Genomic DNA, 24,321 nt, shown 5'->3' on the forward strand with positions numbered 1-24,321 from the left:
TGCCGAGACGGTGGTGAAGCTCATTGAAGAGACACCCTAGGCTCCGATTACAATTGGTGTTCACGGTGACTGGGGAGCGGGTAAATCTAGTATTCTCAAGATGTTGCAGACCTCATGTGAAAATAAAGATAAGACTCTCTGCATCTGTCCAGATAATCTGACCACCACTGCATCATCGCCTTGCGGGCTTCCAGATGCTCCGCCTTGTGGATGTATGCTGCCCGAACGCTATTGAGCTCATGATGGCTCATCTGACGTTCAACCGCATCCAGTGACCAGAGACCTGATTCAACCAGGGCACTGCAGGCCATTGCCCGAAACCCGTGGCCGCATACATCCTCTTTAGTATTATATTCCATCAGCCGCAGCGCCTTATTAACCGTATTTTCACTCATTGGTCTGGATGGATTCCGGATGCTGGGGAACAACAACTCCTGAACACCGGAGATTTCTCTTATCTGCTTCAGTATGTCGATGGTCTGATGTGACAGCGGCACAATATGTGGCGTACGCATTTTCGTCCCCCTATCGGAATAGCTAACTCCGGGGATCGGCTCTCGTGTGGCGGGGATAGTCCAGATTTTGTTTCTGAAACTTAATTCCGACCAGCGGGCAAACCGCAGTTCACTGGAGCGAATAAAGACATGTAGGGTGAGAGAAACAGCCAGCTGGGTTAATTCCCGTCCCTGATGATAACCATCAATTCGGCTCAATAGTTTGGGTAGTCGTTCAAGGGGAAAGGCGGGATAGTGTCGTTTAACAGGTGCTGCGACTTCCAGTAGACCTTTTTGCTCAATGCCTTTTAGCAGATTGATAAAGTGACGAGGTTTCAGTTCAGCTACTGGCAAGTGTCTAATCACAGGAAATATATGATTGTTCATGCTGGCAAGAAGAGGGGAGGCGTGGTTCCCTGACCATGTTCTGTTGCTTTTATGCCAGCTAAACACAACGTGCTTAAATGTTTTTTCCGGAAAGCGGGCCGCTTTCTCTGTGATACGTTGCTGTGATGGATTGATATTCTGCGTCAGCAGCTTGCGTATGCCATCACGTTGCTGACGAGCTTAAGCCAGAGAAACATCGTGATAGGCACCTAGGCCGAGGCGGGATTCTTTACCATTGACTCGGTATTTCAGATACCAGAGACGTGAACCGCCTGGATTGAATAAAAGGTACAGGCCATGAGAATCGGAAACTTTGAAAGGTTTAGTGAATGGTTTTAAGCTGCGGATTTTTGTGTCGTTAAGAGATCTTTGGGGGTCACTCCGTCATCGAACCAACTTGACCCCAAAATTCTCCCGATGCAGAGGGAAAACTAAAAATGCATCGGGAAGATTTTTCATGCTAACTTATTGAATCTAAATCATATAAGGATTCGCAAAGAGACATGAAAACAAGAATTTGGCTCCTCTGACTGGACTCGAACCAGTGACATACGGATTAACAGTCCGCCGTTCTACCGACTGAACTACAGAGGAATTGTGTTAACGCGACGAATGCTAACGATACAGCGGAGCAATGTCAAAGCTAAAATAGCCAATTCACAACTGATCGCGTAATAAAACGGCAAATTGTTTAAAAAGTAGGTTAACTTACTGATTAAATTGATCTAACCCTAACTTTTCCAACCACTCCTCGACGGAATCTTGACTGCTTATCTCCGGGTGTAACAACCCATTGACCATAAAGCTGGGCGAGACGTGGATACCGTTTTGTCGCGCGTACTTCGCATGACGTTTCACTAAATCTTGGAGAGATGTTTGGTCGAAAATCTCTCGAACATCTACACCGCTATATGACACTAAGCGCTGAAGGAGCTGTTCGGGCGTGGTATGTAGATTGGGGCCTCGACAATGATCGATAAACTCGAACTCTTCACGATGGTCGGCCACGCTTTGCATAACGCTCATCACTGCGGACTGGCCTTGAGTGAGTGTGGAGGCGGCGAGAATATATCGAACTATTATTCCTGAAAACATATGCCAAGGCTGCGACTGGAGGAGGATTTTGATTTGAAGCTGCTCCGGCCCAGCCGCGTTGAGGAGCGCAGGGAGTTTATTGAACGCTAACACAGAAAAGGGGCAGGTCGGTTCGAGAAAGACTTCGAAAACTAACTCGCCCTTACCCCATGTCAAGCTTTGCTCGCTATGGCGAAACAGTGTAGTGGTCATAGACTTTCCTTGAAAGAGTGGTCGTCAATTGATCAAGCGTGGCAAAGATAGGTCAACTTTTCAAGCCAGTAGAGCAATTACACCGCAGGCCCAGTTTTCCGACCAGGTTGCGCATCAAGGCTTTGTCCGTGAGTCGTGAGGCTATCATCGCCCATTAACCATAAATACAGTGGCATAATGTCACTTGGCGTCTTTAACTTCATGCTGTCTTCACTCGGGTAAGCCCTTGCCCGCATCTGGGTGCGAGTCCCCCCCGGATTGATGCAATTAACTCGGACTTTTGTGCTGGCCAGTTCTTCTGCTAGCACTTGCATCATTCCCTCGGTCGCAAATTTCGACATCGCATAAGCTCCCCAGCCTTCACGGCCTTGGCGGCCAACACTTGAGGTAGTGAAGATAAGCGATGCCTGTTCTGCATTATGTAACAAAGGCATGAGTGCTTGTGTCAGATAAAAAACGGCGTCGAGATTAACCGTCATAACTTGTTTCCAAAGCGTGGCGGGCGTATCCATTAAGGGCATGATTTCACCCAGCATACCGGCGTTGTGTAGGACACCGTCCAAGGTCGGTGCCACCAGAGCAATATGCTTTGCTAACTCGTGATAATCTTCAAGTTTAGCGGTAGCAAAATCTATCTTGAACAGCGAGGGTAATTTGCCAAATTTATGATGGATTTCGGCACCGACGCGGTCAAGCTTCTGTTGATTGCGGCCAAGAAGGATAAGTCGAGCACCGTGATGCGCATAAGACAGCGCCGCTTCATGTCCAATTCCATCGGTTGCACCGGTCACAACAATGGTTCGATTTTTAAGAAGATCGATGGGTGCTTGATATTGCATAGCGTTTTCCTTAAGCAGTAGAGATGAGCGGTTATGCCGTTTTGACGGCTATGTTACAATTATAGGTGATGATGAAATACGACCGATTATTACAAAAATTTAATTTTACCGTCATTTACCCCCAGAGGAGAATAATGTGGGTTTTATAGCAGAATATGGCTTATTTTTAGCTAAAAGTGTGACCGTACTGGTGGTTATCGTGGCCCTAGTACTCCTCATTATGAATCAGCGCGGAAAAACGAAACAGTCACCGGGTGAATTACTGATTCGAGAACCTGGTAAAGAGTTTGAACAACTGCAAAAACGCCTCGAACTTGCGCTGGTGGAGCCATCCGCTCAGAAACAATGGCGAAAAACAGAAAAACAGAATGAGAAGGCGCGTATAAAAGAAAGGAAAGCCGAGGCTAAAGCAGGTACTACGCTGACTAAACCTGTTCTCTATTTATTAAATTTTAAAGGCAGTATGGATGCTCACGAAGTGGAAACGCTTCGTAAAGAAGTTTCTGCTGTGCTGTCTGTCGCCAAACCGGGTGACGAAGTCTTACTTAAACTTGAAAGTCCTGGCGGGGTGGTACATGGTTATGGGCTCGCTGCTTCACAACTGCAACGTATTCGCGATCAGGGCATCACGCTTACGGCAGTCGTCGATAAGGTGGCCGCTAGCGGCGGCTATATGATGGCCTGCGTGGCAAACCATATCGTGGCGGCACCCTTTTCAATTATTGGATCAATCGGTGTTGTGGCGCAAATTCCCAATATCCATCGCTTACTTAAAAAAAATGATATTGATGTAGAACTGCATACTGCAGGCCAGTACAAGCGCACATTGACCATGCTCGGCGAGAACAGTGAAGAGGGCCGGGAAAAATTTCGTCAAGATTTGGATGATACCCATCAACTGTTTAAGTCCTTTGTGGCACAAATGCGCCCAAGCTTAGATATTAATAGTGTCGCGACTGGAGAACATTGGTACGGCAAACAAGCTCTTGAGAAAGGACTTATTGATGAGATTTCGACGAGTGATGCGTTGATCATAAGTAAGATGCAACAATTCCGGTTATTGAGCATCAGCTATGCGCGCCGTAAAACACTGATAGAGCGATTTACGCAAAGTGGTGCCTCGGTCGTCGAAAAGGCGATCCTTAAGCTCTGGCAACGGGGTCAAAAACCGCTTCTGTAACATGGATGCTTATCGGTCAAAGCCTCTTTTCAAAGAGGCTTTTTTGTTGCTATTGATATAATTAGCCTCTCTATTTTCTTATAGGCTTATGCCTCAAGCCGCTTGAATTAATGTTGCGAAACTGATTTTATCAGGTAGAGTGTGGCGATTTAGCGTAGCAGACTAGTGAGTCCGGTTTTGCGACAAAGCTGGGAATTAAATTATTTTAATCAGTTGGTTATTTCCCGCGAGAATGCCACAATTGTGTTATACAACACATTCTGTAACAGAATGTAGCGGGTAATAAATGTTATCCATCAAAGTTTTTTCACGTTCATTGAACGTTTCTATTAGGTAGATTATTTATGGGTAAAGCACTTGTCATAGTGGAGTCACCTGCAAAAGCCAAAACGATTAATAAATATCTGGGCAGTGGCTACGTTGTCAAATCAAGTGTGGGCCACGTTCGTGACTTACCAACGAGTGGTTCGGCAACAAAGAAAAGTGGAACTGCCAGTAAAGCGAAAGGTACTAAAGCGGTAAAAAAAGACGCTACAGAGACCTTAGTTAACCGTATGGGTGTCGATCCCTGGCATGGTTGGAAAGCCAACTACCAGATTCTACCGGGTAAAGAGAAAGTCGTGGCAGAGCTGCAAGCGCTCGCAAAAGACGCTGACCATATCTATCTCGCAACGGATTTGGACCGCGAAGGGGAAGCGATTGCTTGGCACTTAAGAGAGATTATTGGCGGTGATGATAAGCGCTTTAGCCGGGTTGTTTTTAACGAAATTACGAAGAATGCGATACAACAAGCCTTTGAAAAACCGGGTCAGTTAAATATTGACCGCGTCAATGCTCAGCAGGCGCGTCGTTTTATGGACCGCGTTGTCGGTTATATGGTTTCTCCCTTACTCTGGAAAAAAATTGCCCGTGGACTTTCTGCAGGACGCGTTCAGTCTGTAGCAGTGCGTCTCGTGGTCGAACGCGAGCGGGAAATTAAAGCTTTCGTTCCGCAAGAGTATTGGGAAGTTGACACTAAGCTGAATACTCCCAAAGGCGATGAGCTGTTAATGCGTGTTACGCATAAGCTGGACAGCGCGTTTCGTCCAACGCACAAAGCCGAAACCGATGCCGCCGTTAAATTACTGCAAAAAGCGCGTTTCGAGGTGCTCGATCGCGAAGATAAGCCGACAAGCAGTAAAGCGAGCGCACCCTTTATCACCTCAACCCTGCAACAAGCGGCCAGCACACGTCTTGGTTACGGCGTGAAAAAAACGATGATGTTGGCGCAACGCTTGTATGAAGGGGGGCATATTACCTATATGCGTACTGACTCAACTAACTTGAGCCAAGACGCTATCAGTATGGCACGTGATTACATCCAAACTGAATTTGGTGACAAGTATTTGCCTGAGTCTGCGACCCTCTATTCGAACAAAGAAAATTCACAAGAAGCGCACGAAGCCATTCGTCCTTCTGATGTATCCGTTGATGCTGAGCAGCTTAAAGATATGGAAGCTGACGCACGTAAGCTTTATCAACTGATTTGGCGTCAATTCGTTGCTTGTCAGATGACACCTGCGCGTTATGATTCGACAACCTTAACGGTAAAAGCAGATGAATACGTACTCAAGGCGAAAGGTCGTACCTTACGCTTTGACGGTTGGACCAAAGTGATGCCAGCCCTACGTAAAAATGATGAAGATATGACTCTACCTGTAGTCAAGGTAGGCGACGAACTTGATCTACAGGAGATTTTACCTCGTCAATTATTCACCAAGCCGCCAGCACGCTTTAGCGAAGCGTCTTTAGTTCGTGAATTAGAAAAACGTGGTATTGGTCGCCCATCGACTTACGCATCAATTATCTCGACCATCCAAGATCGTGGTTACGTGCAAGTCGAAAACCGCCGTTTCTACGCTGAAAAAATGGGAGAAATCGTCACGGATCGCTTGGAAGAAAACTTCCAAGAGTTGATGAACTACGATTTTACTGCACGCATGGAAGATAATCTCGACCAAGTCGCAAACAATCAGGCGGAGTGGAAAGGGGTACTGGATAATTTCTTCGGTGACTTCAGTCAACAGCTCACACAAGCTGAGAAAGATCCGGCAGAAGGGGGCATGCAGCCCAATCCTATGGTACTGACCTCTATCGATTGCCCAACCTGTGAACGTGCAATGGGGATTCGTACCGCGACTACCGGTGTCTTTTTAGGCTGTTCGGGCTATGCCTTACCGCCTAAAGAGCGTTGTAAGCAAACCATTAACCTTATCCCAGAGAGCGAAGTTTTAAACATTCTCGAAGGGGATGATGCAGAAACTAATGCCTTACGTGCCCGTCGCCGCTGCGTTAAATGCGGCACGGCAATGGACAGCTATTTGATCGATGAAAAACGTAAGTTACATGTCTGCGGTAATAACCCCTCATGTGATGGGTATGAAGTCGAAGAAGGTGAGTTTCGTATTAAAGGGTACGATGGCCCAATCGTCGAGTGTGATAAGTGCGGCAGCGAAATGCACCTGAAGTTGGGACGTTTCGGCAAGTATATGGCCTGTACTAACGAAGAGTGTAAAAACACTCGGAAGATTTTACGTAATGGTGAAGTTGCGCCTCCAAAAGAGGATCCTGTTCCGTTACCAGAATTAGAGTGCGAAAAATCAGAGGCTTACTTTGTTCTGCGCGATGGCGCTTCGGGTATCTTCTTGGCAGCAAATACTTTCCCTAAATCACGGGAAACCCGTGCGCCGTTGATTGAGGAACTCCAACGTTTTAAAGACCGTTTACCAGAGAAGTTTATTTACCTAACGGAAGCCCCTGCAGTGGATCCTCAAGGTAATAAAACATTTGTTAGATACAGTCGTAAAACAAAGCAACAATATATCTCCTCCGAAAAAGAAGGCAAAGCGACAAACTGGACGCTGTTCTATATTGACGGCAAATGGCAAGAAGCTAAAAAGTAATGAAATTCTGCACGCCTGATCAGGGCGTGCACGGCTCTCCACCTCGCGACAACCCCTTAAAACTGTTATAACCAATTATTCTTTCTGAATATAAATAATGTTATCATGGTTATAGAAATGCACTTTCCTCGCCTTTCCAGGCAGCCTAGCCTCTACGTTGTAGCGTGTTAAGGAAGATTAATGAAATTACAGCAGTTGCGTTATATCGTCGAAGTTGTTAACCATAATTTAAATGTCAGTTCGACGGCTGAGGGGCTTTATACCTCACAACCTGGTATCAGCAAACAAGTCAGAATGCTTGAAGACGAACTGGGTATTCAAATCTTCTCACGTAGTGGCAAACACCTTACGCAAGTCACACCAGCCGGTCAGGAAATTATTCGGATTGCGCGTGAGGTATTATCGAAAGTCGATGCGATTAAGTCAGTTGCCGGGGAGCACACGTGGCCAGACCAAGGTTCTCTTTACGTTGCGACTACGCATACGCAAGCGCGGTACGCATTACCTGAAACGATCAAGGGTTTTATGCAGAAGTATCCACGTGTTTCGTTGCATATGCATCAGGGGTCGCCAACGCAAATTGCGGAGTCCGTTTCAAAAGGCAACGCCGATTTTGCGATTGCCACCGAGGCTCTACACCTCTATGACGACTTGATCATGCTGCCTTGTTACCACTGGAACCGTTCGATTGTGGTCCCTCCCACACACCCGCTGGCGCAGAAGAGCGAGATTACTATTCAAGAGCTCGCTAACTATCCTCTGGTAACCTATACTTTTGGTTTCACTGGCCGATCCGAGCTAGATACTGCGTTTAGCCATGCAGGACTTACTCCAAAAATTGTGTTCACTGCGACCGATGCAGACGTTATCAAAACCTATGTACGATTAGGGTTGGGGATTGGTGTTATCGCGAGCATGGCGGTTGATCCGATTTCAGACCCTGATTTAATTGGTATTGATGCTTCTAATATCTTTACTCATAGCACAACGAAAATTGGTTTTCGGAGTAGTAGCTTTCTTCGCAGCTACATGTACGACTTTATCCAACGCTTTGCATCACACTTAACACGCGATGTTGTTGATACGGCAATTGCCTTAAGGTCCAATGACGATATAGAGGCGATGTTCAAGGATATAAAACTGCCTTTTAAATAAAGTTGATAGGGTTATGTAAAACTTCGTCGCGTTAGACAAGATGAACTTGATCGTAATCATAGGCAAGTTTCAAATTCTCGCCATACTGCACGCCTTAAACAAAATACAATTGTGGCAGGCACAATGATGAAAAAGCAAATAGAATTCCCCGCAGCACATCACCCAACGCCACGATGCTCGGTTAAGTTTATATGGGTACTGAGTATTGGGTTTTGTGTGGGTTTTTGGGCGTTAGTAAGTTATCTACTTTGGGCGGTTTTACGTTAATGGCTTCTTAGAAAGAGAAAGTTAGAAGAGTAGGACTGAGCCTCTATTGAGAACTCAGCTCATTACTTTTCTTATACCCTTCCAAGCTTTAAGAGTGGCTCAACAAATGTCCAAGTTTTGCTGCTTTCGTATCAAGATAGTGACTGTTTTTGGGATTACGACCGACTTGAAGTGGAACTCTTTCAGTTATTTTTATACCGGCTTCGCTCAGCACACTTACCTTTTTGGGATTATTAGTCAGTAGACGGATTTTAGCGACACCCAGTAGCGTCAGCATGTCGGCACAGAAAGAGAAATTACGTTGGTCTGGAGCAAAACCTAATGCCTCATTGGCTTCGACCGTATCATAGCCTTTATCTTGAAGTGCATAGGCTTTTATCTTATTGATTAATCCTATGCCCCGGCCTTCTTGACGGTGATAAAGTAATATTCCTCGTCCTTCTTTAGCAATGGCATCGAGTGCAGACTCGAGTTGAAATCCACAATCACAACGCAAACTAAACAACGCATCGCCCGTTAAACATTCGGAGTGAACACGAGTGAGAACAGGTGTATCACCACTGATGTCACCGAACACTAACGCAACATGATCTTTTTGCGTAGAAATTTCTTCGAAGCCAACCATCAGAAATTCACCCCATTGGGTGGGGAGCTTGGCTTCGGCTACACGTGTTAACTGCATTACATACCTCAGTATTTAAATTATACTCAATATTTTTGATGCTTACGCTTATTCTGCCACACTCTCAGCAGAAGTCTGTAAGATGTTAAAGAAAAAGCACACCAAGATACTAATGCTATGAGGAATTATGGCTAAGCAGCTACAAAACCTAACGATTGGCGCGTTATTATTATTGTTACCGGCGCTGTTAACTTTACTCTATGGGTGGCATTGGACCGGACAATGTTGTACCCAAAGTGCTTATCCTTTTTATCTGTTTACTCAAACGGTGACCCGGCCATGGGGTATTATTACCTCGATCATTCTCGCGTATATGCTGTATCGACACGCACAATCTTCGGTACGGAAGCTCTGGGTATTATTGCTGTTAATCGTGGTGGTAGTCTGGGGCGGACAGGGCATTAAATCACTGTTAAAACCTTATTTTGCTGAACCCAGACCTTATGTTGTTGCGCTGATGGAACAGATGCATCAGGCTCCTGACTTCTTTTATCAACACAGCAAATTAGCGCGCCAACGACTGGTCAGCCAGGCCCATGTTTTTTGGCCAAGTTTACCGGATTGGCAGCAGAGACATTGGCAACATGAAACAGGGTATTCATTTCCTTCTGGACACAGCTTCTTTGTCGCCAGTTGGTTACTGCTGTTCTATGGTTTGTTGAGTTTTCGAAAATCTTGGCCAGTGTTAATTCTGGTTACCTTATGGGCATGGGCGGTGATGTGGAGTAGAATGTTGCTAGGCATGCATTGGCCAAGAGACCTCGTCGCTTCTGTTGTGATCGCTTGGAGCTTCACGCTTGTTGTATTGGTGGTTTATAAGGTCTTATCTCGCCGCTGATCGGTACAGGGGTTTTTTTACCAATTTCGATTGTAAAAGCGTGAATGATCCCCATACTATAAGCAGTAATGGGTAAACTTTTTTTAATTCATTTTGATTAAATAGTTGATTCGCTGAATCAACGGTTTGAAGGGATGCCAAGTGAAATTCAAATATTTGCTACTATTTATCGTCGTTTTATTCATTTTTATTGTCTCTTTCACACTTGGGGCAAAAAATGAACAAGTAGTTACCTTCAACTTTTTAGTGGCGCAAGGCACATTCAGATTATCGAGCTTATTGGCATCTTTGTTCGGTATCGGCTTTCTTTTAGGCTGGGTAATTTGTGGTCTATTCTGGTTGCGTGCTCGGGTAGCCTTGGCCCACACGAAAAATAAAGTCATTAAACTTGAACAACAGCTCAGTAAGCAACATTAACCTTATGTATGATGAGCCGCGCTATTTAGAGGCTAACGATGCTTGAATTGCTGTTCCTACTATTACCCGTTGCAGCCGCCTATGGCTGGTATATGGGAAGAAGGAGTGCCCAGCAGGGTAAGCAACAAGAGGCTAACCGACTGTCACGTGAATATGTGACAGGGGTAAACTTTCTTCTGTCAAATCAACAAGATAAAGCCGTAGACCTCTTCCTTGACATGCTCAAAGAAGATGCCACAGACGTTGAAGCCCATCTTACTTTAGGGAACCTTTTCCGTTCTCGCGGAGAAGTCGACCGTGCGATAAGAATCCACCAATCCCTTATGGAAAGTACCTCGTTGGACTATGACCAGCGCTTGCTGGCCATCCAGCAGTTGGGTAGGGACTATATGGCAGCGGGGCTGTATGATCGTGCAGAGTCTATGTTTAAACAATTGATTAATGAAAATGATTTTAAAGTCAGTTCATTAAAACAGTTGCTCTCACTCTATCAATTGACGAGCGATTGGCAGCAAGCCATCGACATTGCAGAAAAACTGGCACGTGCTGATAAATCTCAGCAAGGTACCCATATTGCTCATTTCTACTGCGAATTAGCCCTTCAAGCTATGGCAGGGGATGATCTGGATCGCGCATTAACGCTACTGCGTAAAGCTGAATCAGCGGATAAGAACTGCGGCCGTGTGTCGATTATGTTTGGTAGAGTCTGGACCGCGAAAGGGGAACCGGACAAGACTATTCAGGTATTACAAAAAGTGCCCGAACAAGATGCTGAAATGATCAGCGAAGTGCTACCCCTTATTAAAGAATCTTATCAGCGTTTAGGGGATATGAGCCAATGGCGAGTGTTCCTCGAACAATGTGTCGAAAAACATCAGGGAAGTATGGCCGAACTTTATTTGGCAGAGGAGATTGAGTCGCAGCAAGGTCTCGAATCTGCTCAGCACTTCCTTGAAGCGCAACTTCACTCTGCACCCACGCTCAATGGTTTTCACCGACTTGTTAACTACTATTTGGAAGGCACTGAAGATGGTCGTGCGAAAGAGAGCTTAGCGGTGCTTCGAGATATGGTCGCAGAGCAACTGCGGTTGAAACCTCGCTATCGTTGCCAAAAATGTGGGTTTACTGCCCACGCCATTTATTGGCATTGCCCATCTTGTAAAAGTTGGTCAACCATTAAACCCATGAGGGGATTAGACTCATAAAAAAAACACGCACTTTAGTTACAACATACTTATGATACATTAGACCCATCTAACATTGGCATTGTCACTAGTTTAGTTAAGCAGGTAAACTAAGGCTGAAATGGTTACCTATCTATCGTAAGGAATAATATGTCTGTAACGTCACCCGTAATTGTGGCCCTCGACTTCGATAATTTGGATTCAGCTTTGGCCTTGGCTGATCAAATCGACCCAAAAAGTTGTCGTTTGAAAATCGGAAAAGAGATGTTTACACGTTTCGGACCAGAAGTTATTCACGCCTTACACCGTCGTAATTTCGAATTGTTCCTTGATTTGAAGTTTCACGATATTCCCAACACAGTGGCGAAAGCGGTCACTGCGGCGGCCGACCTCGGTGTATGGATGGTTAATGTCCATGCAGGTGGGGGAGCTCGGATGATGGAAGCAGCGAAGCATGCATTGGAACCTTTTGGTAGTTCCGCGCCTCATCTCATAGCGGTGACAGTGTTAACCAGTATGGATCAATCTGACTTAAACGGCTTGGGGATAAAAGATACGCCCTCACAGCATGCCGCGAATTTAGCGCAGCTAGTAAAGTCATCAGGACTAGAGGGTGTCGTCTGTTCTGCACAAGAAGCCGTAGAGTTTAAGCAGGCGTTTGGAAATGAATTCTTACTGGTTACACCTGGGATTCGTCCAGTGGGTAGCGAGCAAGGCGATCAGCGACGGATTATGACGCCGATTGATGCGATCAACGCTGGGGTAGATTATATGGTCATTGGTCGACCAATCACGCAGTCAGCGGCGCCAGAGCAGACGTTACAACAGATTTTACGTTCTTTGGAGTCCGCATAATGAAAGATGATGCACCATTAGTCTATTCAACCGATGGGGGGCGCATTAGCCCGACTAAAGAAGTTGTCTCGCGTCCAAAAGGCGACGGGATTGTTCGATTAAGCCGCCAAACCAGTGGCCGAAAAGGTAAGGGTGTCTGTATCATTACAGGCCTCGATATAGACGATGCAGCACTTAGCCAACTTGCAGCCGAACTAAAGAAAAAATGCGGTTGTGGTGGGACAGTGGTCGATGGAAATATTGAGATACAGGGCGATAAGCGCGATTTCCTGAAAGGATACTTGGAAGGAAAAGGCTATCACGTAAAACTGGCTGGCGGCTAGAGATTGCTTGATAAGGCCGGTATGAGTACCGGCCTAACAATTAATGACCTGACTGATGCCCGATCACGCCACCTAATGCTGCACCCCCTAGCGTGCCTAATCCGTCACCGTGAGTTAAGACTGACCCACCGATTGCACCTATACCGGCTCCTAAAGCCGTATTACGGTCTCGTTTTGACCAATTTGCACAGCCACTCAAAACGGTTACGAGTGTTAAAGCAATCACAGCTTTAGACATGGTTTTATTAATTAATGTCATCATTTCTCCTTGTTGAATGGGGGCACCCCAGAGACAACCATTCAACTAAATTGACTATTGGTAAAGAGAGTTAATAGCAAGTATTAAGGATTTTAATTTGCGTTAATTCTCTAATATAAGTGAATTCTCTTAAATGGCATTAAGTTGACTGTATTTTACAATTATCCACTATTAAAACAGCAATTTTAGGACGTCGGTATCTCCGTCCCTGCTATCATAGCGAAAAAAAACCACCCATAAGGGTGGTTTGAAAGTAGGTTGAACCCTTAAGCGACTGGGCGCGCCACGACAGAACGGGTTTCCATTCTCACTTCGGCAATGGTCACCTCAATGATATCCGTGACACGATAACGCTCTTCACCTTTTACCATCGCAGTACCCAATTCTTGGCTACAGACGAGTTCATCACGTACAGAGTGAATAAAGGGTGCAGGAATAAAGGCGACAGCACCGTTATCAACTAAACGGATACGCATCCCGCCACGGCTGATATCGATGATTTCTGCCGTGAACTTCTGATCTGTGCCTGCGAAAGGCTGTAAGTAGCGGGAGTAGAGCCAATCCCCTACATCGCGTTCAGCCATACGGTGTTGGCGACGTCGTTCAGACATACGTAAGGTTAAGGCTTCTTCTGGTTGAGTCTCTTGTTGTTTCAAGATGATAGACTTTAGAAGACGATGGTTGACCATATCGCCATACTTACGAATCGGTGAGGTCCAGGTTGCGTAGGCATCTAATCCTAACCCAAAGTGTGGGCCTGCCGCGGTACCAATCTCCGCAAAGGATTGGAAGCGACGGATGCGGCTATCTAAGTATTGTGTCGGTTCTTCATCTAAACGACGACGTAACACCTTGAATCCATCAAGTGTCGCGATCGATGATGCCTCAACCTTAATCCCATGGTTAGCCAGAATCGCACTAGCTTGCTCTGCATTCTGTTCATCGAAGCCGCTATGTAAGTTGTAGATACCAAAACCAAGCTGATCGCGTAAAACTTCTCCTGCGACGATATTGGCGGTGATCATTGCCTCTTCAATCATCTTATTGGCTACGCGGCGTTGCTCGGTGATAATTTCCAGTACTTCGCCTTTTTCACCTAATACAAAGCGATAATCTGGGCGGTCTCGGAAGACGAGAGCATGAGTCTTACGCCATTGATGGCGAATGCTGTAGAAGCGTTGTAATAGGGTAATTTGCTGTGCAATCGCATCACTTTCTGGCTGCCATTCGCCCGTGCTCTCTAGCCAATTTGAAACGTTATCGTAGACCAGTTTTGCCTTCGACTCTATCCACGCAGCATAGAATTCAGGGGTACCGGTGATGGCACCTTCGCTATCGATGGTGATATCACAGGCTAAAACAGGGCGTTTTACGTTCGGACGTAATGAGCACAAATCATCGGAAAGCTCACGCGGTAACATGGGGATATTGAAGCCCGGCAGGTAGTTGGTGAACGCCCTTTCTGCTGCATTATCATCGAGAGGTGTGTTAGGGGCAACCCAAGCAGTCGGGTCGGCAATTGCCACGGTCAGACAGAGATTTCCATCGTCAAGTTGTTGAGTGAATAACGCGTCATCCATATCCTCTGTTGAGGCGCTATCAATCGTTACAAAATCTAGTGCGGTGAGGTCACGACGCTCAAGCGTTTCGGGCTGAAACTCCGGCAGCTCTGCCTCGGGTGCACTGCGGCCTAAATTGTGACGTGACAGTGTCACCCACCAAGGAGCAAAGTGATCGTCTCCGAAGGTAATGAACTCTGTCAATTCTGCATAGAACCCACGATCGCCTTTAAGCGGATGGCGTTTCATTTCTGCAACAGCCCAATCGCCAGCGACGAATTCGTGCTTTACATCACGTGCAGGGCGGCATTGGATAGCCTCTTTCAAAAGAGGATGATCAGGGATAATCGATAAGCGATCATCTTTTTTCTGTACTCTTCCCACGAAACGACTGAGGAAAGGTTCAATCAGTTTCTCTGGCTCGGCGCTTTCTTTATCTTTATTCGTTTGGATCACTGCGCTAATTTTATCGCCGTGCATCACTTTCTTCATTTGCGGCGGGGGAATAAAGTAGCTTTTTTGGCCTTCAACTTCTAAAAAACCAAACCCTTTATCGGTTCCTTTGACTACACCTTCAACGCGTGGAGTCTGATCATGCAGTGTCTGTTTAAGCTGCGCCAGCAGCGGATTATCTTGAAGCATAATTTTCAGTCATCTGTGGCTAATTGGCGGCAACCAGTTTTACGCGAATCGATAGGTTGCGGCAAGACATTAATCGCGCAATTAGCGAGTGGGAGTGGAATGACGGGAGGAATTAAGCAGGTACTAAGCGTACCTGCTTAATGATATTATTTAAGTTCTAATTCGTTCATTGCCGCGATGCTGAAACCACCGTCGACATGAACCACTTCACCGGTGATGCCACCCGCTAAGTCAGAACATAAGAATGCAGCTGAGTTACCCACATCTTCGATAGTCACGGTACGACGAATTGGGGTAACCGCTTCGCAATGAGATAACATCTTACGGAAATCCTTGATGCCTGAGGCTGCAAGCGTACGAATTGGACCTGCAGAGACGGCATTGACACGCACGCTATCAGGACCCATCGCGTTAGCCATGTAACGAACGTTAGCTTCTAAAGAGGCTTTTGCTAAGCCCATAACGTTGTAGTTAGGGATTGCACGCTCAGCACCTAAATAGGAGAGGGTCAGTAACGCGGCGTTAGGGTTCAGCATTTCACGGCACTCTTTGGCCATCGCAACGAAGCTGTATGCGCTGATGTCGTGTGCAATTTTGAATCCTTCACGGGTTACAGCATTAACATAGTCACCGTCTAATTGATCTGCCGGGGCAAAACCAATTGAGTGGACAAAACCGTCGAACTTAGGCCAGGTTTTTGCCAATTCCGCGAACAGTGTCTTGATGCTTTCATCTTCAGCAACATCGCAAGGCAGGACGATATCAGAACCGACTTCTTTAGCGAACTCTTCAACTCGGCCTTTAAGCTTGTCATTTTGGTAGGTGAAAGCTAGCTCAGCGCCTTGTTTATGCATCGCTTGTGCAATACCCCAAGCGATAGATAACTTACTTGCTACACCTGTGATAAGAATGCGTTTACCTGAAAGAAAACCCATAATATTTGTCCCTTAACTATCAGTATTGTTAGCAGAATCGGTCTCTGCAAAAAAGTTGGCGCGATTCTAACACGACTTTTCTTCTATAGGCTAATTTGGCGAGGTCAGTGGAGAAATTATCGCCGAATAACCTAGTCGTTACGCCATGCATCGGACGTCAGTTCGCTACCAAAATGGCTATTGATTAATTTTCGCGTCAAATCATGAAGCGGACAGGCTAATACGTCGGCAGTGCCCCCGCGTTCAACCACTTCTCCCTCACGCATGACGATAAGTGAATCACTGACATGTTTCATCATGCCTATTTGTTGCGTGACATAGATATAAGAAAGCCCATCGCGCTCTTGTAGCTCTAACATCAAATTGACTAACTGCGAACGCATCGTCATATCCAAAGAGGTCATGGCTTCATCAGCAATCAAGATCTTAGGCTGTAAGATCAGTGCCCGCGCGAGAGCAAGACGCTGACGTTGTCCTGGCGCTAACATATGCGGATATAACCCCGAATGCTCTTTCAGTAATCCCACTTTTTTGAGCGTAGCGATGATATGTTGATAACGCAGCTCATCGGTCAATTCGCTATTGAGCCTTAAGGGCAGGTCAAGAATCTGACTGATTCGATGGCGGGGATTTAACGATGCGGTAGGGTCTTGTAAGATCATTCGGATTAACGGACTGCGAAAACGATAATCGCCATAGACTAAAGGTTGATTATTAATCAGCATCTCTCCCGACGTGGGGGCAACAATTCCCGCTAGCATCTTAGCTAACGTTGATTTTCCGGAGCCATTTTCACCAATAATGGCGAGGGTTTGTCGCTCCTTTAACGTGAAACTCACATTTTTCACGGCATCGATTTGTTGGGAGCGAAACAGCCCGGTCTTGTATCGAAAAGTTTTGCTCAGATTCCTAACTTCTAACAGGGTTTCTAACATGGCTAACTCTCGATATTCAGCGGAAAATGGCAGGCATATTGATGATGCTTAGTGCCGGTTAGAGGGGGACGAACCATACATTCCCGTTGTCCATAGGGGCATCGAGGGCCCAATCGGCAGCCCAGAGGTAAATGTTCCAGAGAGGGGATCGACCCATTTAGTGTATTTAAGCGGCTTTTATGCGGAAGCGGCTGACCAAAATCTGGCATGGCACGCATCAACGCTTGGGTATAGGGATGGTGAGGCGTCGAAATCAACTCTTTACTCGTCGCTGTTTCCACTGTCTGCCCACAATACAGTACTTGGATACGATTAGACCACTGGCTTACCGTACGAAGGTCATGGCTAATCAATAGCACAGTTGTATTATTGTTTTGATTCAATCTTCTCAATAGCCGGAAGATTTGGTCTTGGGTGGTCGACTCCATCGCATTTGTGGGCTCATCGGCAATCAACAGTTTGGGTTGGCTGGCCAAGGCGATAGCAATCATTACCTTCTGACATTCACCTTCGGTTAATGCATAAGGGTAACTGCGCATGATATCGCGGTGGTCACGAATTCCCACGCGGTGCAGGATATCGATCACGCGCTCTTTACGCCAAGGTAATAGGCGTTTATACCAAGGGCCTTTAAACGTTTCACTAGGTATGGCTTGTTTTAACTGACGACCAATCGAGGCAGAGGGATCAAGGCAGGCTTGCGGTTCTTGGAAAATCATCGAGATATGACGGCCAATGATCTTACGGCGCTCCCGCGGGGATAGGCGAAGCAAGTCGATATCACCAAAACGCATACGATCGGCCGTGATCCGCCAATTATCAGAGGTTACGCCACAGATCGCTTTAGCGACTAAGCTTTTCCCCGACCCCGATTCCCCGACCAATCCGAGAATTTCGCCTTCGTTCAACAATAGATTAACGCGGTCTACCGCTCTAATCGGCTTATTATCGTTTACTAATTCAATGGTTAAATTACGAATATCGAGCAGTGGCATCTACTTCACTCCTGCATCAACAGCGCGGCGTACGCCTTCACCGAACAGATTAATCAGTAGAATTGCGCCCATAATTGCCGCACCGGGTAACATGACCGTCCAAGGGGCGACATAGATTAACTCTAGTGAGTCCCCTAGGATGGTGCCCCATTCGGCTGAAGGCAACCTAGCCCCTAATCCTAGAAAGCCCAATGCTGAAATATCAAACAGAGCGATCGAAAGGCACCGCGTGACGTCACTGACTAATACCGGTAAAATATTTGGCAAAATGGTCCCTTTCAACAGTAAAAAGGGACCCGCACCATCCATTTTTGCCGCCACGACATACGCTTCGTTCATCTCTTCGCGAATGGCTAGGTAGAGGGTACGGATCATTCTAGGGGTAAGGGCAATCCATACTGCCAGCATCGCGTGGCCGAGGCTCGGGCCGAGGAATGCTACCACGATAATCGCGAGTAATAGCGAGGGAAGCGATAATGCAATATCTAAGAAGTGATTAATGGTGGCTGAGCGTAATCCCCGAGTCATTCCCGCCAGAATACCGAGTAAAAAGGCACAGGCCGCAGCAAAAATGGTCGCCACTAGCGCACCGCCAACGGTAGGCAACGCCCCAGCTAATAAACGACTTAGTAAATCACGGCCAAGATCATCGGTGCCTAAAAAAAACGAAACATCGCCATACCGGGACCATGACGGGGGTAATAACTGGTAGCTGATAAACTGTTGATCGAGCCCATAGGGAGCCAGTAATTGACCAAAGATACAGAGCAAAAGCAGGGCGCAGGTCCCATAGAAACCGATCATCGCTGAAGTATCGCGATAGAAAAAATGCCATGCTCGTCGAAATGCGCCAGGAAGCTTCTCTTCCTGATAAATCTTATCGATTGGCATACCATTCCTTATGTTTAAGTGGGTCGATAATGGCGCCGAAGATATCGGCCAACATATTGATGAAAATCACTAAGGTCCCTAAGGTCATAACCCCAGCCGAGATAGCATTATAGTCAGCTTGTCGCACGGCTATGATCAACCAACGTCCAATTCCTGGCCAGTTAAACACTGCTTCAGTGATCATTGCCAAGGTCAGTAAGGTTGAAAACTGTAACCCTAAATGCGGAACGATAGGAGGTAGTGCGTTATGAATTACATGGCGACGTACTACTGTGAAGCGGGATAAGCCACGAATGATAGCCGCTTTAATATAGCCCTGATTAATAATATCTAACGTACTGTCTCGCATTAATCGTATGAGCTCTGTCATCGGTACGATCGATAGCGTTACCACCGGTAAGACGAGATGGCGTAAAACGCTTAATAACATCTCATGGCGTAAAGGCGAATGGGAGAGCCACGCATCGACTAAGGCTGAGCCGGTAATCGCCGGTGCGGGATAGAGCAGATTGATACGACCTGACACAGGAAACCAGCCGAGAGAGAGCGAGAAGAGCATGGTTAACAGTAGGGCAAGCCAGAAGACCGGCAGAGAAAATCCGACTAAGGCAAAACCACTGATCAGTTTATCTTGCCATTTATAGCGGTGGATCGCCGCAATAATTCCTAAAGGTAATCCGACCAATGTAGCCAGTATCGCGGCCAATAAACAGAGTTCGAGGGTAGCAGGAAAAACTTCCAGCAGCTGCTCGCTAACCGGCTGGCCATTAATGCTGGAGACCCCAAAGTCGAAGTGCAGCATACCTTGTAGCCAGAAAAAATACGCGTCACTCACCTTCGCTCCCTGTAAGGGGGCATGCGGGGTATAGTAGCAAAGACTGAAACTCACCCACGAAAGCAGTACCAAGGTGACAAGTAATAAACATAGGCGTCGAGCAATGTAGAGGCTCATGGCGTCACCCCTTGTGTCGTATCACGGTAGACACCCGCAAAGGAACTATTTCCAAATGGACTGAGCACAAGTCCTTTAATGTCGTAACGATAAGCTTGTAATCGTAAAGACGAGGCAAGTGGCAGAATCGGAAGCTGTTGCGCTAAAATTTGTTGCGCTTGGCGATAATAATCGATGCGGCCTGATAGCTGCTGTGACAGCAGGGCGAGATGTAAGGTGTCGTCAAACTGCTCATTACACCAGTGGGCATAATTAGTACCAGAGTTAATCCCAGCACAACTTAGCATAGGGCGGAAGAAGCTATCTGGATCGTTGCTATCAGTACTCCAGCCGCCGAGCGTTAAATCATGATTCATCGCCATTAGCTGGTTCTCTTGAAAGCGTCCTTCAACAGGTTGAATCTCGACATGTACACCAATTCGCGCCAAATCAGCTTGAATCAGCTCTGCCGTTTTCAATTGGCTAGGATTCCATGGCTCTGACGCAACGGGCACTAACATCTTTAAGTGTAGGTCGCTGATATGCATCTGCTTGAGCAGCTGCTTGGCTTTATCAGGGGCATATTCTGTCACGGTCGACTCGTTATCGTAAGCCCAAGACGCTCTCGGAAGCACTGATGCCGCTGTTTCCGCAGTCCCGTAATAGATTGACGCCATTAAGCGCTCGTTATTAATGGCGAGAGATAGTGCGCGCCGAACATTTACGTTATCGAGAGGCGGGCGCCGAGTGTTAAAGGCTAAAAAAGCCATATTCATTCCAGGGCGCAGGGTCATCCGTAAACGGGGATCGTCGCGTAATATAGTCAGTTGGCTGGCGGCGGGATAAGCCAGAACGTCACATTCGCCGGTTAACAGTTTCGAGAGACGCCCAGTGCCTCCTGCGCCTAAGTCAACCACTACCTGACGTAAGCGGGGTACGCCTTTCCAATAAAACGGATTGCGTTGTAAACGGATAAATTGGCCGCTGCGATATTCGCTTAATTGGTAGGGGCCGGTACCGACAGGTTGGCGATCGAGCATTTCTTTCTGATGCGCTTGGCTTAGCTGATGAGCATATTCCGCAGAAAGAATGGCCGCATAATGGGTCGCCATATGCCATAAGAAGCTAGCATCTGGGTGGACGAGTTTAATCTCGACGGTATGGCTATCTAATTCTTTAACCGATTGAACACTGTCAGCAAATTGTAGACTATCAAAATAGGGATAATGACCGCCATTGACCTGGTGCCAAGGATGATGCTTATCGAACATTCGCGCAAAGCTGAACACCACATCCTCTGCATTCATTTTCCGGCTTGGTGTAAACCATGGCGTATGCTGGAAAGAGACATCGGATCGGAGATGAAAGATAAAGGTGGCACCATCATCTTTGACTTCCCAGCGTTCGGCAAGGGCTGGAATAAGGCGGAAGGTATAAGGATCCACCTCTAACAGTCGGTCGTAGAGCTGAGCGGAGAGCGTATCGATCACCACAGCGCCACTCGCAAGTTGAGGATTAAACGTATTCACCTCGCCATTCACACAATACACGATACCAGTATTGTGCGTCGGGGAGGCGGTGCATAGGGCAGGGGTTGCGCATAGCACACCAAAACTGGCGAGCAAAGCTCGTAACATTTTCGTCATAGGGGACTAAATTAATGAACCATTCGCTAATTTTACCCTAAGCCACCACTAAAACCAATCACAGGGCAATAATGAGACAACGGAAGTTTTTTAAAAAAGAATGAGAAACATTTGCAAATGCTAATGATAATGATTACTATCAAGTCATCTGATGATGACAGGTTATCAGATACGACATTGCTCACATTGCTTCTAGTATTTTTGCCCGCTGACCGCGGGCTTTTTTTTATCCAGCGTATGGCACTCGAGCTAAATTCCGTGTTTCTTTAACAACGCTCTAAATTGATGATAGGTCAGCCCTAAAGCTTTAGCGGCAAGCGTGTGTTGCGAAAACTGTTGCAAACTCGCTTTCACAAAGTCGGCTTCTTGCTGATGTTGCCACTCACGTAAATTGATTGGCAGAGCTAAGCGTGCCGAGTGAGAATCTTCAAGGACGGGTTTGCTAGAAGGCGTATGGAATGGGCTCAGGATCACTTCATTAAGGGGAGTGTCTACTTGTGTTGAACGATAGATCGACCGTTCAACTACATTCTTAAGCTCCCGCACATTACCTGGCCACGCGGCGTTCAGCAGTTGTTGTTCTGCAAAATGAGTGAACCCCGCAAAATAGGGTCTACTGAGCTCGCGACACATCTGCATGGCAAAATGGTTAGCTAAAGGCAAGATATCTGCTTGGCGTTCCCGTAACGGCGGTACGTAAATCACGTCAAAGGCAAGACGATCGAGGAGGTCTGCCCTAAATTTACCTGCTGCCACACGGGCGGGGAGATCTTCGTGTGAAGCGCAAATTACGCGAACATCTACTGTCAGGGTGGTCGAGCCCCCAATCCGTTCAATCTCTCCATATTCAATCGCACGTAATAATTTTTCCTGAACAACCAAAGGTGCATTGCCGATTTCATCTAAAAAGAGTGTGCCTTGGTGCGCGCGTTCAAAGCGGCCTTGGTGGCGCTTTTGTGCCCCCGTAAATGCCCCCGTTTCGTGGCCGAATAGCTCGGAGTCTAAGAGATTTTCATTTAACGCCGCACAGTTCAGCGTAATAAAATTTTCCTGCCAGCGAGTAGAGAGGAAATGGAGTCGTTGCGCCACTAGCTCTTTACCACTTCCGCGTTCACCTTGGATAATAACGGGTTTATTCAGTGGAGCCAGTGTCGAAACGTGTTCAAGCATATTAAGGAAATTCTCGGATTCACCGAGCACGCTATCACTGTTCATAGTTAGTTTTTTTCGCCAGATGTTGGTTAATTTAACCATTTTAGCTGAAAATACTCAAATGTATAATCGATAAAATCAATATAAATCAATAATTTAAATATTGGCATGGGATTTGCTAAACGAGAGGTGATTATCCCAATTATCATAAGAGGACTTTGTTATGGGCATTTTTTCACGGTTTACTGACATCATTAATTCAAACATCAACACGTTACTCGAAAAGGCTGAAGATCCTCAAAAAATGGTGCGTTTGATGATTCAAGAGATGGAAGATACGCTGGTTGAAGTACGAACGCATTCCGCCAAGGCGCTAGCAGAAAAGAAACTGTTACAACGTCGCATTGATTCAGCTGCTGTCCAATCTGAAGAGTGGCAGCAAAAAGCTGAATTAGCGGTGCGTAAAGATAAAGAAGAACTCGCTCGCGCAGCGCTCATTGAAAAACAAAAATTGACGCAGTTGGCCGACAAATTACAAGCAGATGCAGTCATTCTCGATGAGAATCTTAGTAAGATGAAGCATGAAACTGCTGAACTCGAAACCAAGTTGACTGAAACGCGTGCTCGTCAGAAGGCGCTATCGCTACGTTATCAAACGGCCTCGACCAGTCGCCAAATTCGTCAACATATTGATAGCGGTAAAATCGAGAAAAATCTGGCGCGTTTCGAATCGTTTGAACGTCGCATCGATCACATGGAAGCTGAAGCTGAAGTGTTAAAGTCGGCCAATACTGCTAGCCTAGATCAGCAATTTTCTGAACTCAGTGCCGATGATGAGATCAGTCAGCAGCTTGCTAAAATTCGCCAACAAGTTGCTAAGCCTGAATAATACAGCCTACTGTAATCGACTAATAAGGAGTGTTGATGAGCGGATTTTTACTTAGTGTACCCTTAACGCTGTTTATCGTGTTTATCGCGCCCCTATGGCTGTGGCTACACTATAACAATAAGGGCAAACTCTCTAATAAGCTCTCTGTTAAAGAAATCGCACAGATCGAACAGCTCAAGAGAGACGCCGATCGTATGCAGGATCGTATTCACGCTTTGGAAGCGATACTGGATGCTGAAAACCCAGAGTGGAGACAATCATGATCAAACTTCCCTTTATCAGTGATAAGCCCCTTTATCGTAATAGTGAAGAAGGTAAGATTTTAGGTGTCTGCGCAGGAATAGCGGATTACAGTGGGCTACCTGTTAATCTCGTACGGATTATCGCTGTGCTCTCAACCTTCGGTTTATTCTTTGTCACACTATTGCTCTATGTTGCGTTGGGCTTCATTTTAGACAAAAAACCGCGTGGTTCATCGGCAGAACCCGCTACACTTTCTATAGATGAGGTATTGAGTCAAGCCGATCAAACGTTGAAAGAGAGTGAACAACGGTTACGCAAGATGGAAGGCTATGTGACGTCTGAAACTTTCTCGGTGCGCAGCCGATTTCGCAAGCTTTAAGTCATCTGTTTCAAG

At 46.4% G+C, this 24,321-nt stretch carries 23 protein-coding genes, 1 tRNA gene and 2 pseudogenes; 12 read left to right on the forward strand and 14 right to left on the reverse strand.

The window, feature by feature from the left end; translation table 11 throughout:
* Window positions 1–52: 52 nt before the first annotated feature.
* Window positions 53–100 (forward strand): annotated as a pseudogene (locus MKR94_RS17090) (hypothetical protein); the annotation flags it as partial.
* Here MKR94_RS17090 and MKR94_RS00620 read toward each other — a convergent pair.
* The 4 genes and pseudogenes from MKR94_RS00620 to MKR94_RS00635 all read right to left on the reverse strand — a co-directional run.
* A pseudogene (locus tag MKR94_RS00620) lies at window positions 96–1,247 on the reverse strand (tyrosine-type recombinase/integrase); the annotation flags it as partial. The pseudogenes MKR94_RS17090 and MKR94_RS00620 overlap by 5 nt on opposite strands.
* A gap of 152 nt (window positions 1,248–1,399) precedes the next feature.
* A tRNA-Asn gene (locus tag MKR94_RS00625) sits at window positions 1,400–1,475 on the reverse strand.
* A 114-nt stretch (window positions 1,476–1,589) separates the two neighbouring features.
* Entirely contained in the window at window positions 1,590–2,168 is a 579-nt protein-coding gene (locus tag MKR94_RS00630) for a DsbA family protein (RefSeq protein ID WP_241644985.1), read from the reverse strand.
* Window positions 2,169–2,245: 77 nt separating this feature from the next.
* A complete protein-coding gene (locus MKR94_RS00635) occupies window positions 2,246–3,007 on the reverse strand; it encodes a YciK family oxidoreductase (RefSeq protein ID WP_241644986.1) in 762 nt (253 codons plus the stop codon).
* Between the two features lie 136 nt (window positions 3,008–3,143).
* Between MKR94_RS00635 and sohB the strand changes: the two genes are divergently transcribed.
* The 3 genes from sohB to cysB all read left to right on the forward strand — a co-directional run bounded on the left by sohB (window position 3,144) and on the right by cysB (window position 8,284).
* Entirely contained in the window at window positions 3,144–4,187 is a 1,044-nt protein-coding gene (sohB, locus tag MKR94_RS00640; protein ID WP_241644987.1) for a protease SohB, read from the forward strand.
* A gap of 344 nt (window positions 4,188–4,531) precedes the next feature.
* Window positions 4,532–7,129 carry a type I DNA topoisomerase gene (topA, locus tag MKR94_RS00645; protein ID WP_241644988.1) on the forward strand — a complete coding sequence of 866 codons (2,598 nt, stop codon included), beginning with the start codon at window positions 4,532–4,534 and terminating at the stop codon, window positions 7,127–7,129.
* A 180-nt stretch (window positions 7,130–7,309) separates the two neighbouring features.
* A complete protein-coding gene (gene cysB, locus MKR94_RS00650) occupies window positions 7,310–8,284 on the forward strand; it encodes an HTH-type transcriptional regulator CysB (protein WP_241644989.1) in 975 nt (324 codons plus the stop codon).
* 355 nt (window positions 8,285–8,639) lie between these two features.
* On the opposite strand, the gene ribA is transcribed toward cysB, so the two are convergent.
* Window positions 8,640–9,233, reverse strand: coding sequence for a GTP cyclohydrolase II (gene ribA, locus MKR94_RS00655; protein ID WP_241644990.1), 594 nt, complete (start codon window positions 9,231–9,233; stop codon window positions 8,640–8,642).
* Between the two features lie 127 nt (window positions 9,234–9,360).
* Here ribA and MKR94_RS00660 point away from each other — a divergent pair, with 127 nt between their 5' ends.
* The 5 genes from MKR94_RS00660 to yciH all read left to right on the forward strand — a co-directional run bounded on the left by MKR94_RS00660 (window position 9,361) and on the right by yciH (window position 12,850).
* On the forward strand, window positions 9,361–10,071 hold the full coding sequence (locus tag MKR94_RS00660) for a phosphatase PAP2 family protein (protein ID WP_241644991.1): 711 nt from the start codon (window positions 9,361–9,363) through the stop codon (window positions 10,069–10,071).
* Between the two features lie 141 nt (window positions 10,072–10,212).
* Window positions 10,213–10,488 (forward strand): LapA family protein, encoded by a 276-nt coding sequence (locus tag MKR94_RS00665; protein ID WP_241644992.1) that lies wholly within the window; start codon window positions 10,213–10,215, stop codon window positions 10,486–10,488.
* A 38-nt stretch (window positions 10,489–10,526) separates the two neighbouring features.
* The gene (lapB, locus tag MKR94_RS00670) at window positions 10,527–11,693 is read left to right on the forward strand and encodes a lipopolysaccharide assembly protein LapB (protein WP_241644993.1); all 1,167 of its coding nucleotides are present in this window, start codon (window positions 10,527–10,529) and stop codon (window positions 11,691–11,693) included.
* A 129-nt stretch (window positions 11,694–11,822) separates the two neighbouring features.
* On the forward strand, window positions 11,823–12,527 hold the full coding sequence (pyrF, locus tag MKR94_RS00675; RefSeq protein WP_241644994.1) for an orotidine-5'-phosphate decarboxylase: 705 nt from the start codon (window positions 11,823–11,825) through the stop codon (window positions 12,525–12,527).
* Window positions 12,527–12,850 carry a stress response translation initiation inhibitor YciH gene (gene yciH, locus MKR94_RS00680; RefSeq protein ID WP_241644995.1) on the forward strand — a complete coding sequence of 108 codons (324 nt, stop codon included), beginning with the start codon at window positions 12,527–12,529 and terminating at the stop codon, window positions 12,848–12,850. The genes pyrF and yciH overlap by 1 nt, the downstream gene beginning before the upstream one ends.
* A gap of 40 nt (window positions 12,851–12,890) precedes the next feature.
* On the opposite strand, the gene osmB is transcribed toward yciH, so the two are convergent.
* The 9 genes from osmB to pspF form a co-directional block, all read right to left on the reverse strand.
* Entirely contained in the window at window positions 12,891–13,112 is a 222-nt protein-coding gene (gene osmB, locus MKR94_RS00685; RefSeq protein WP_422047480.1) for an osmotically-inducible lipoprotein OsmB, read from the reverse strand.
* A 263-nt stretch (window positions 13,113–13,375) separates the two neighbouring features.
* Window positions 13,376–15,310, reverse strand: coding sequence for an exoribonuclease II (locus MKR94_RS00690; RefSeq protein ID WP_241644997.1), 1,935 nt, complete (start codon window positions 15,308–15,310; stop codon window positions 13,376–13,378).
* A 146-nt stretch (window positions 15,311–15,456) separates the two neighbouring features.
* Entirely contained in the window at window positions 15,457–16,245 is a 789-nt protein-coding gene (gene fabI / locus MKR94_RS00695; RefSeq protein WP_241617117.1) for an enoyl-ACP reductase FabI, read from the reverse strand.
* 131 nt (window positions 16,246–16,376) lie between these two features.
* Window positions 16,377–17,180 (reverse strand): putrescine export ABC transporter ATP-binding protein SapF, encoded by an 804-nt coding sequence (gene sapF, locus MKR94_RS00700; RefSeq protein ID WP_241644998.1) that lies wholly within the window; start codon window positions 17,178–17,180, stop codon window positions 16,377–16,379.
* Window positions 17,181–17,182: 2 nt separating this feature from the next.
* Complete coding sequence (gene sapD / locus MKR94_RS00705; protein WP_241644999.1) at window positions 17,183–18,175, reverse strand: putrescine export ABC transporter ATP-binding protein SapD; 993 nt, start codon at window positions 18,173–18,175, stop codon at window positions 17,183–17,185.
* Window positions 18,176–19,066 carry a putrescine export ABC transporter permease SapC gene (gene sapC / locus MKR94_RS00710; RefSeq protein ID WP_241645000.1) on the reverse strand — a complete coding sequence of 297 codons (891 nt, stop codon included), beginning with the start codon at window positions 19,064–19,066 and terminating at the stop codon, window positions 18,176–18,178. It abuts the gene before it with no gap.
* A complete protein-coding gene (gene sapB, locus MKR94_RS00715; protein ID WP_241645001.1) occupies window positions 19,053–20,018 on the reverse strand; it encodes a putrescine export ABC transporter permease SapB in 966 nt (321 codons plus the stop codon). Before sapB ends, sapC begins: the two co-directional genes overlap by 14 nt.
* Window positions 20,015–21,643 (reverse strand): ABC transporter substrate-binding protein SapA, encoded by a 1,629-nt coding sequence (gene sapA / locus MKR94_RS00720; protein ID WP_241645002.1) that lies wholly within the window; start codon window positions 21,641–21,643, stop codon window positions 20,015–20,017. The genes sapB and sapA overlap by 4 nt, the downstream gene beginning before the upstream one ends.
* A 249-nt stretch (window positions 21,644–21,892) precedes the next feature.
* Complete coding sequence (pspF, locus tag MKR94_RS00725) at window positions 21,893–22,858, reverse strand: phage shock protein operon transcriptional activator (RefSeq protein ID WP_241645003.1); 966 nt, start codon at window positions 22,856–22,858, stop codon at window positions 21,893–21,895.
* 160 nt (window positions 22,859–23,018) lie between these two features.
* Between pspF and pspA the strand changes: the two genes are divergently transcribed.
* From pspA to pspC, 3 genes are read left to right on the forward strand one after another with little or no spacing between them, the layout of a single operon-like run.
* Window positions 23,019–23,684, forward strand: coding sequence for a phage shock protein PspA (pspA, locus tag MKR94_RS00730; RefSeq protein WP_241645004.1), 666 nt, complete (start codon window positions 23,019–23,021; stop codon window positions 23,682–23,684).
* 35 nt (window positions 23,685–23,719) lie between these two features.
* Window positions 23,720–23,947 (forward strand): envelope stress response membrane protein PspB, encoded by a 228-nt coding sequence (gene pspB, locus MKR94_RS00735; protein WP_241645005.1) that lies wholly within the window; start codon window positions 23,720–23,722, stop codon window positions 23,945–23,947.
* A complete protein-coding gene (pspC, locus tag MKR94_RS00740; protein WP_048912167.1) occupies window positions 23,944–24,306 on the forward strand; it encodes an envelope stress response membrane protein PspC in 363 nt (120 codons plus the stop codon). The genes pspB and pspC overlap by 4 nt, the downstream gene beginning before the upstream one ends.
* The last annotated feature ends 15 nt before the right edge of the window (window positions 24,307–24,321 follow it).

Origin of the sequence: Rosenbergiella metrosideri (assembly GCF_022602565.1) — a bacterium.
In the GTDB taxonomy this organism is placed as follows: Bacteria; Pseudomonadota; Gammaproteobacteria; order Enterobacterales; family Enterobacteriaceae; genus Rosenbergiella; species Rosenbergiella metrosideri.

Bases quoted from the DNA above. Each gene is read 5' to 3' on its own strand.
- MKR94_RS00630 (WP_241644985.1), bottom strand. From the start codon at position 2,168: ATGACCACTACACTGTTTCGCCATAGCGAGCAAAGCTTGACATGGGGT.
- MKR94_RS00635 (WP_241644986.1), bottom strand. From the start codon at position 3,007: ATGCAATATCAAGCACCCATCGATCTTCTTAAAAATCGAACCATTGTT.
- topA (WP_241644988.1), top strand. From the start codon at position 4,532: ATGGGTAAAGCACTTGTCATAGTGGAGTCACCTGCAAAAGCCAAAACG.
- cysB (WP_241644989.1), top strand. From the start codon at position 7,310: ATGAAATTACAGCAGTTGCGTTATATCGTCGAAGTTGTTAACCATAAT.
- ribA (WP_241644990.1), bottom strand. From the start codon at position 9,233: ATGCAGTTAACACGTGTAGCCGAAGCCAAGCTCCCCACCCAATGGGGT.
- MKR94_RS00660 (WP_241644991.1), top strand. From the start codon at position 9,361: ATGGCTAAGCAGCTACAAAACCTAACGATTGGCGCGTTATTATTATTG.
- lapB (WP_241644993.1), top strand. From the start codon at position 10,527: ATGCTTGAATTGCTGTTCCTACTATTACCCGTTGCAGCCGCCTATGGC.
- pyrF (WP_241644994.1), top strand. From the start codon at position 11,823: ATGTCTGTAACGTCACCCGTAATTGTGGCCCTCGACTTCGATAATTTG.
- yciH (WP_241644995.1), top strand. From the start codon at position 12,527: ATGAAAGATGATGCACCATTAGTCTATTCAACCGATGGGGGGCGCATT.
- osmB (WP_422047480.1), bottom strand. From the start codon at position 13,112: ATGATGACATTAATTAATAAAACCATGTCTAAAGCTGTGATTGCTTTA.
- MKR94_RS00690 (WP_241644997.1), bottom strand. From the start codon at position 15,310: ATGCTTCAAGATAATCCGCTGCTGGCGCAGCTTAAACAGACACTGCAT.
- fabI (WP_241617117.1), bottom strand. From the start codon at position 16,245: ATGGGTTTTCTTTCAGGTAAACGCATTCTTATCACAGGTGTAGCAAGT.
- sapF (WP_241644998.1), bottom strand. From the start codon at position 17,180: ATGTTAGAAACCCTGTTAGAAGTTAGGAATCTGAGCAAAACTTTTCGA.
- sapD (WP_241644999.1), bottom strand. From the start codon at position 18,175: ATGCCACTGCTCGATATTCGTAATTTAACCATTGAATTAGTAAACGAT.
- sapC (WP_241645000.1), bottom strand. From the start codon at position 19,066: ATGCCAATCGATAAGATTTATCAGGAAGAGAAGCTTCCTGGCGCATTT.
- sapB (WP_241645001.1), bottom strand. From the start codon at position 20,018: ATGAGCCTCTACATTGCTCGACGCCTATGTTTATTACTTGTCACCTTG.
- sapA (WP_241645002.1), bottom strand. From the start codon at position 21,643: ATGACGAAAATGTTACGAGCTTTGCTCGCCAGTTTTGGTGTGCTATGC.
- pspF (WP_241645003.1), bottom strand. From the start codon at position 22,858: ATGAACAGTGATAGCGTGCTCGGTGAATCCGAGAATTTCCTTAATATG.
- pspA (WP_241645004.1), top strand. From the start codon at position 23,019: ATGGGCATTTTTTCACGGTTTACTGACATCATTAATTCAAACATCAAC.
- pspB (WP_241645005.1), top strand. From the start codon at position 23,720: ATGAGCGGATTTTTACTTAGTGTACCCTTAACGCTGTTTATCGTGTTT.
- pspC (WP_048912167.1), top strand. From the start codon at position 23,944: ATGATCAAACTTCCCTTTATCAGTGATAAGCCCCTTTATCGTAATAGT.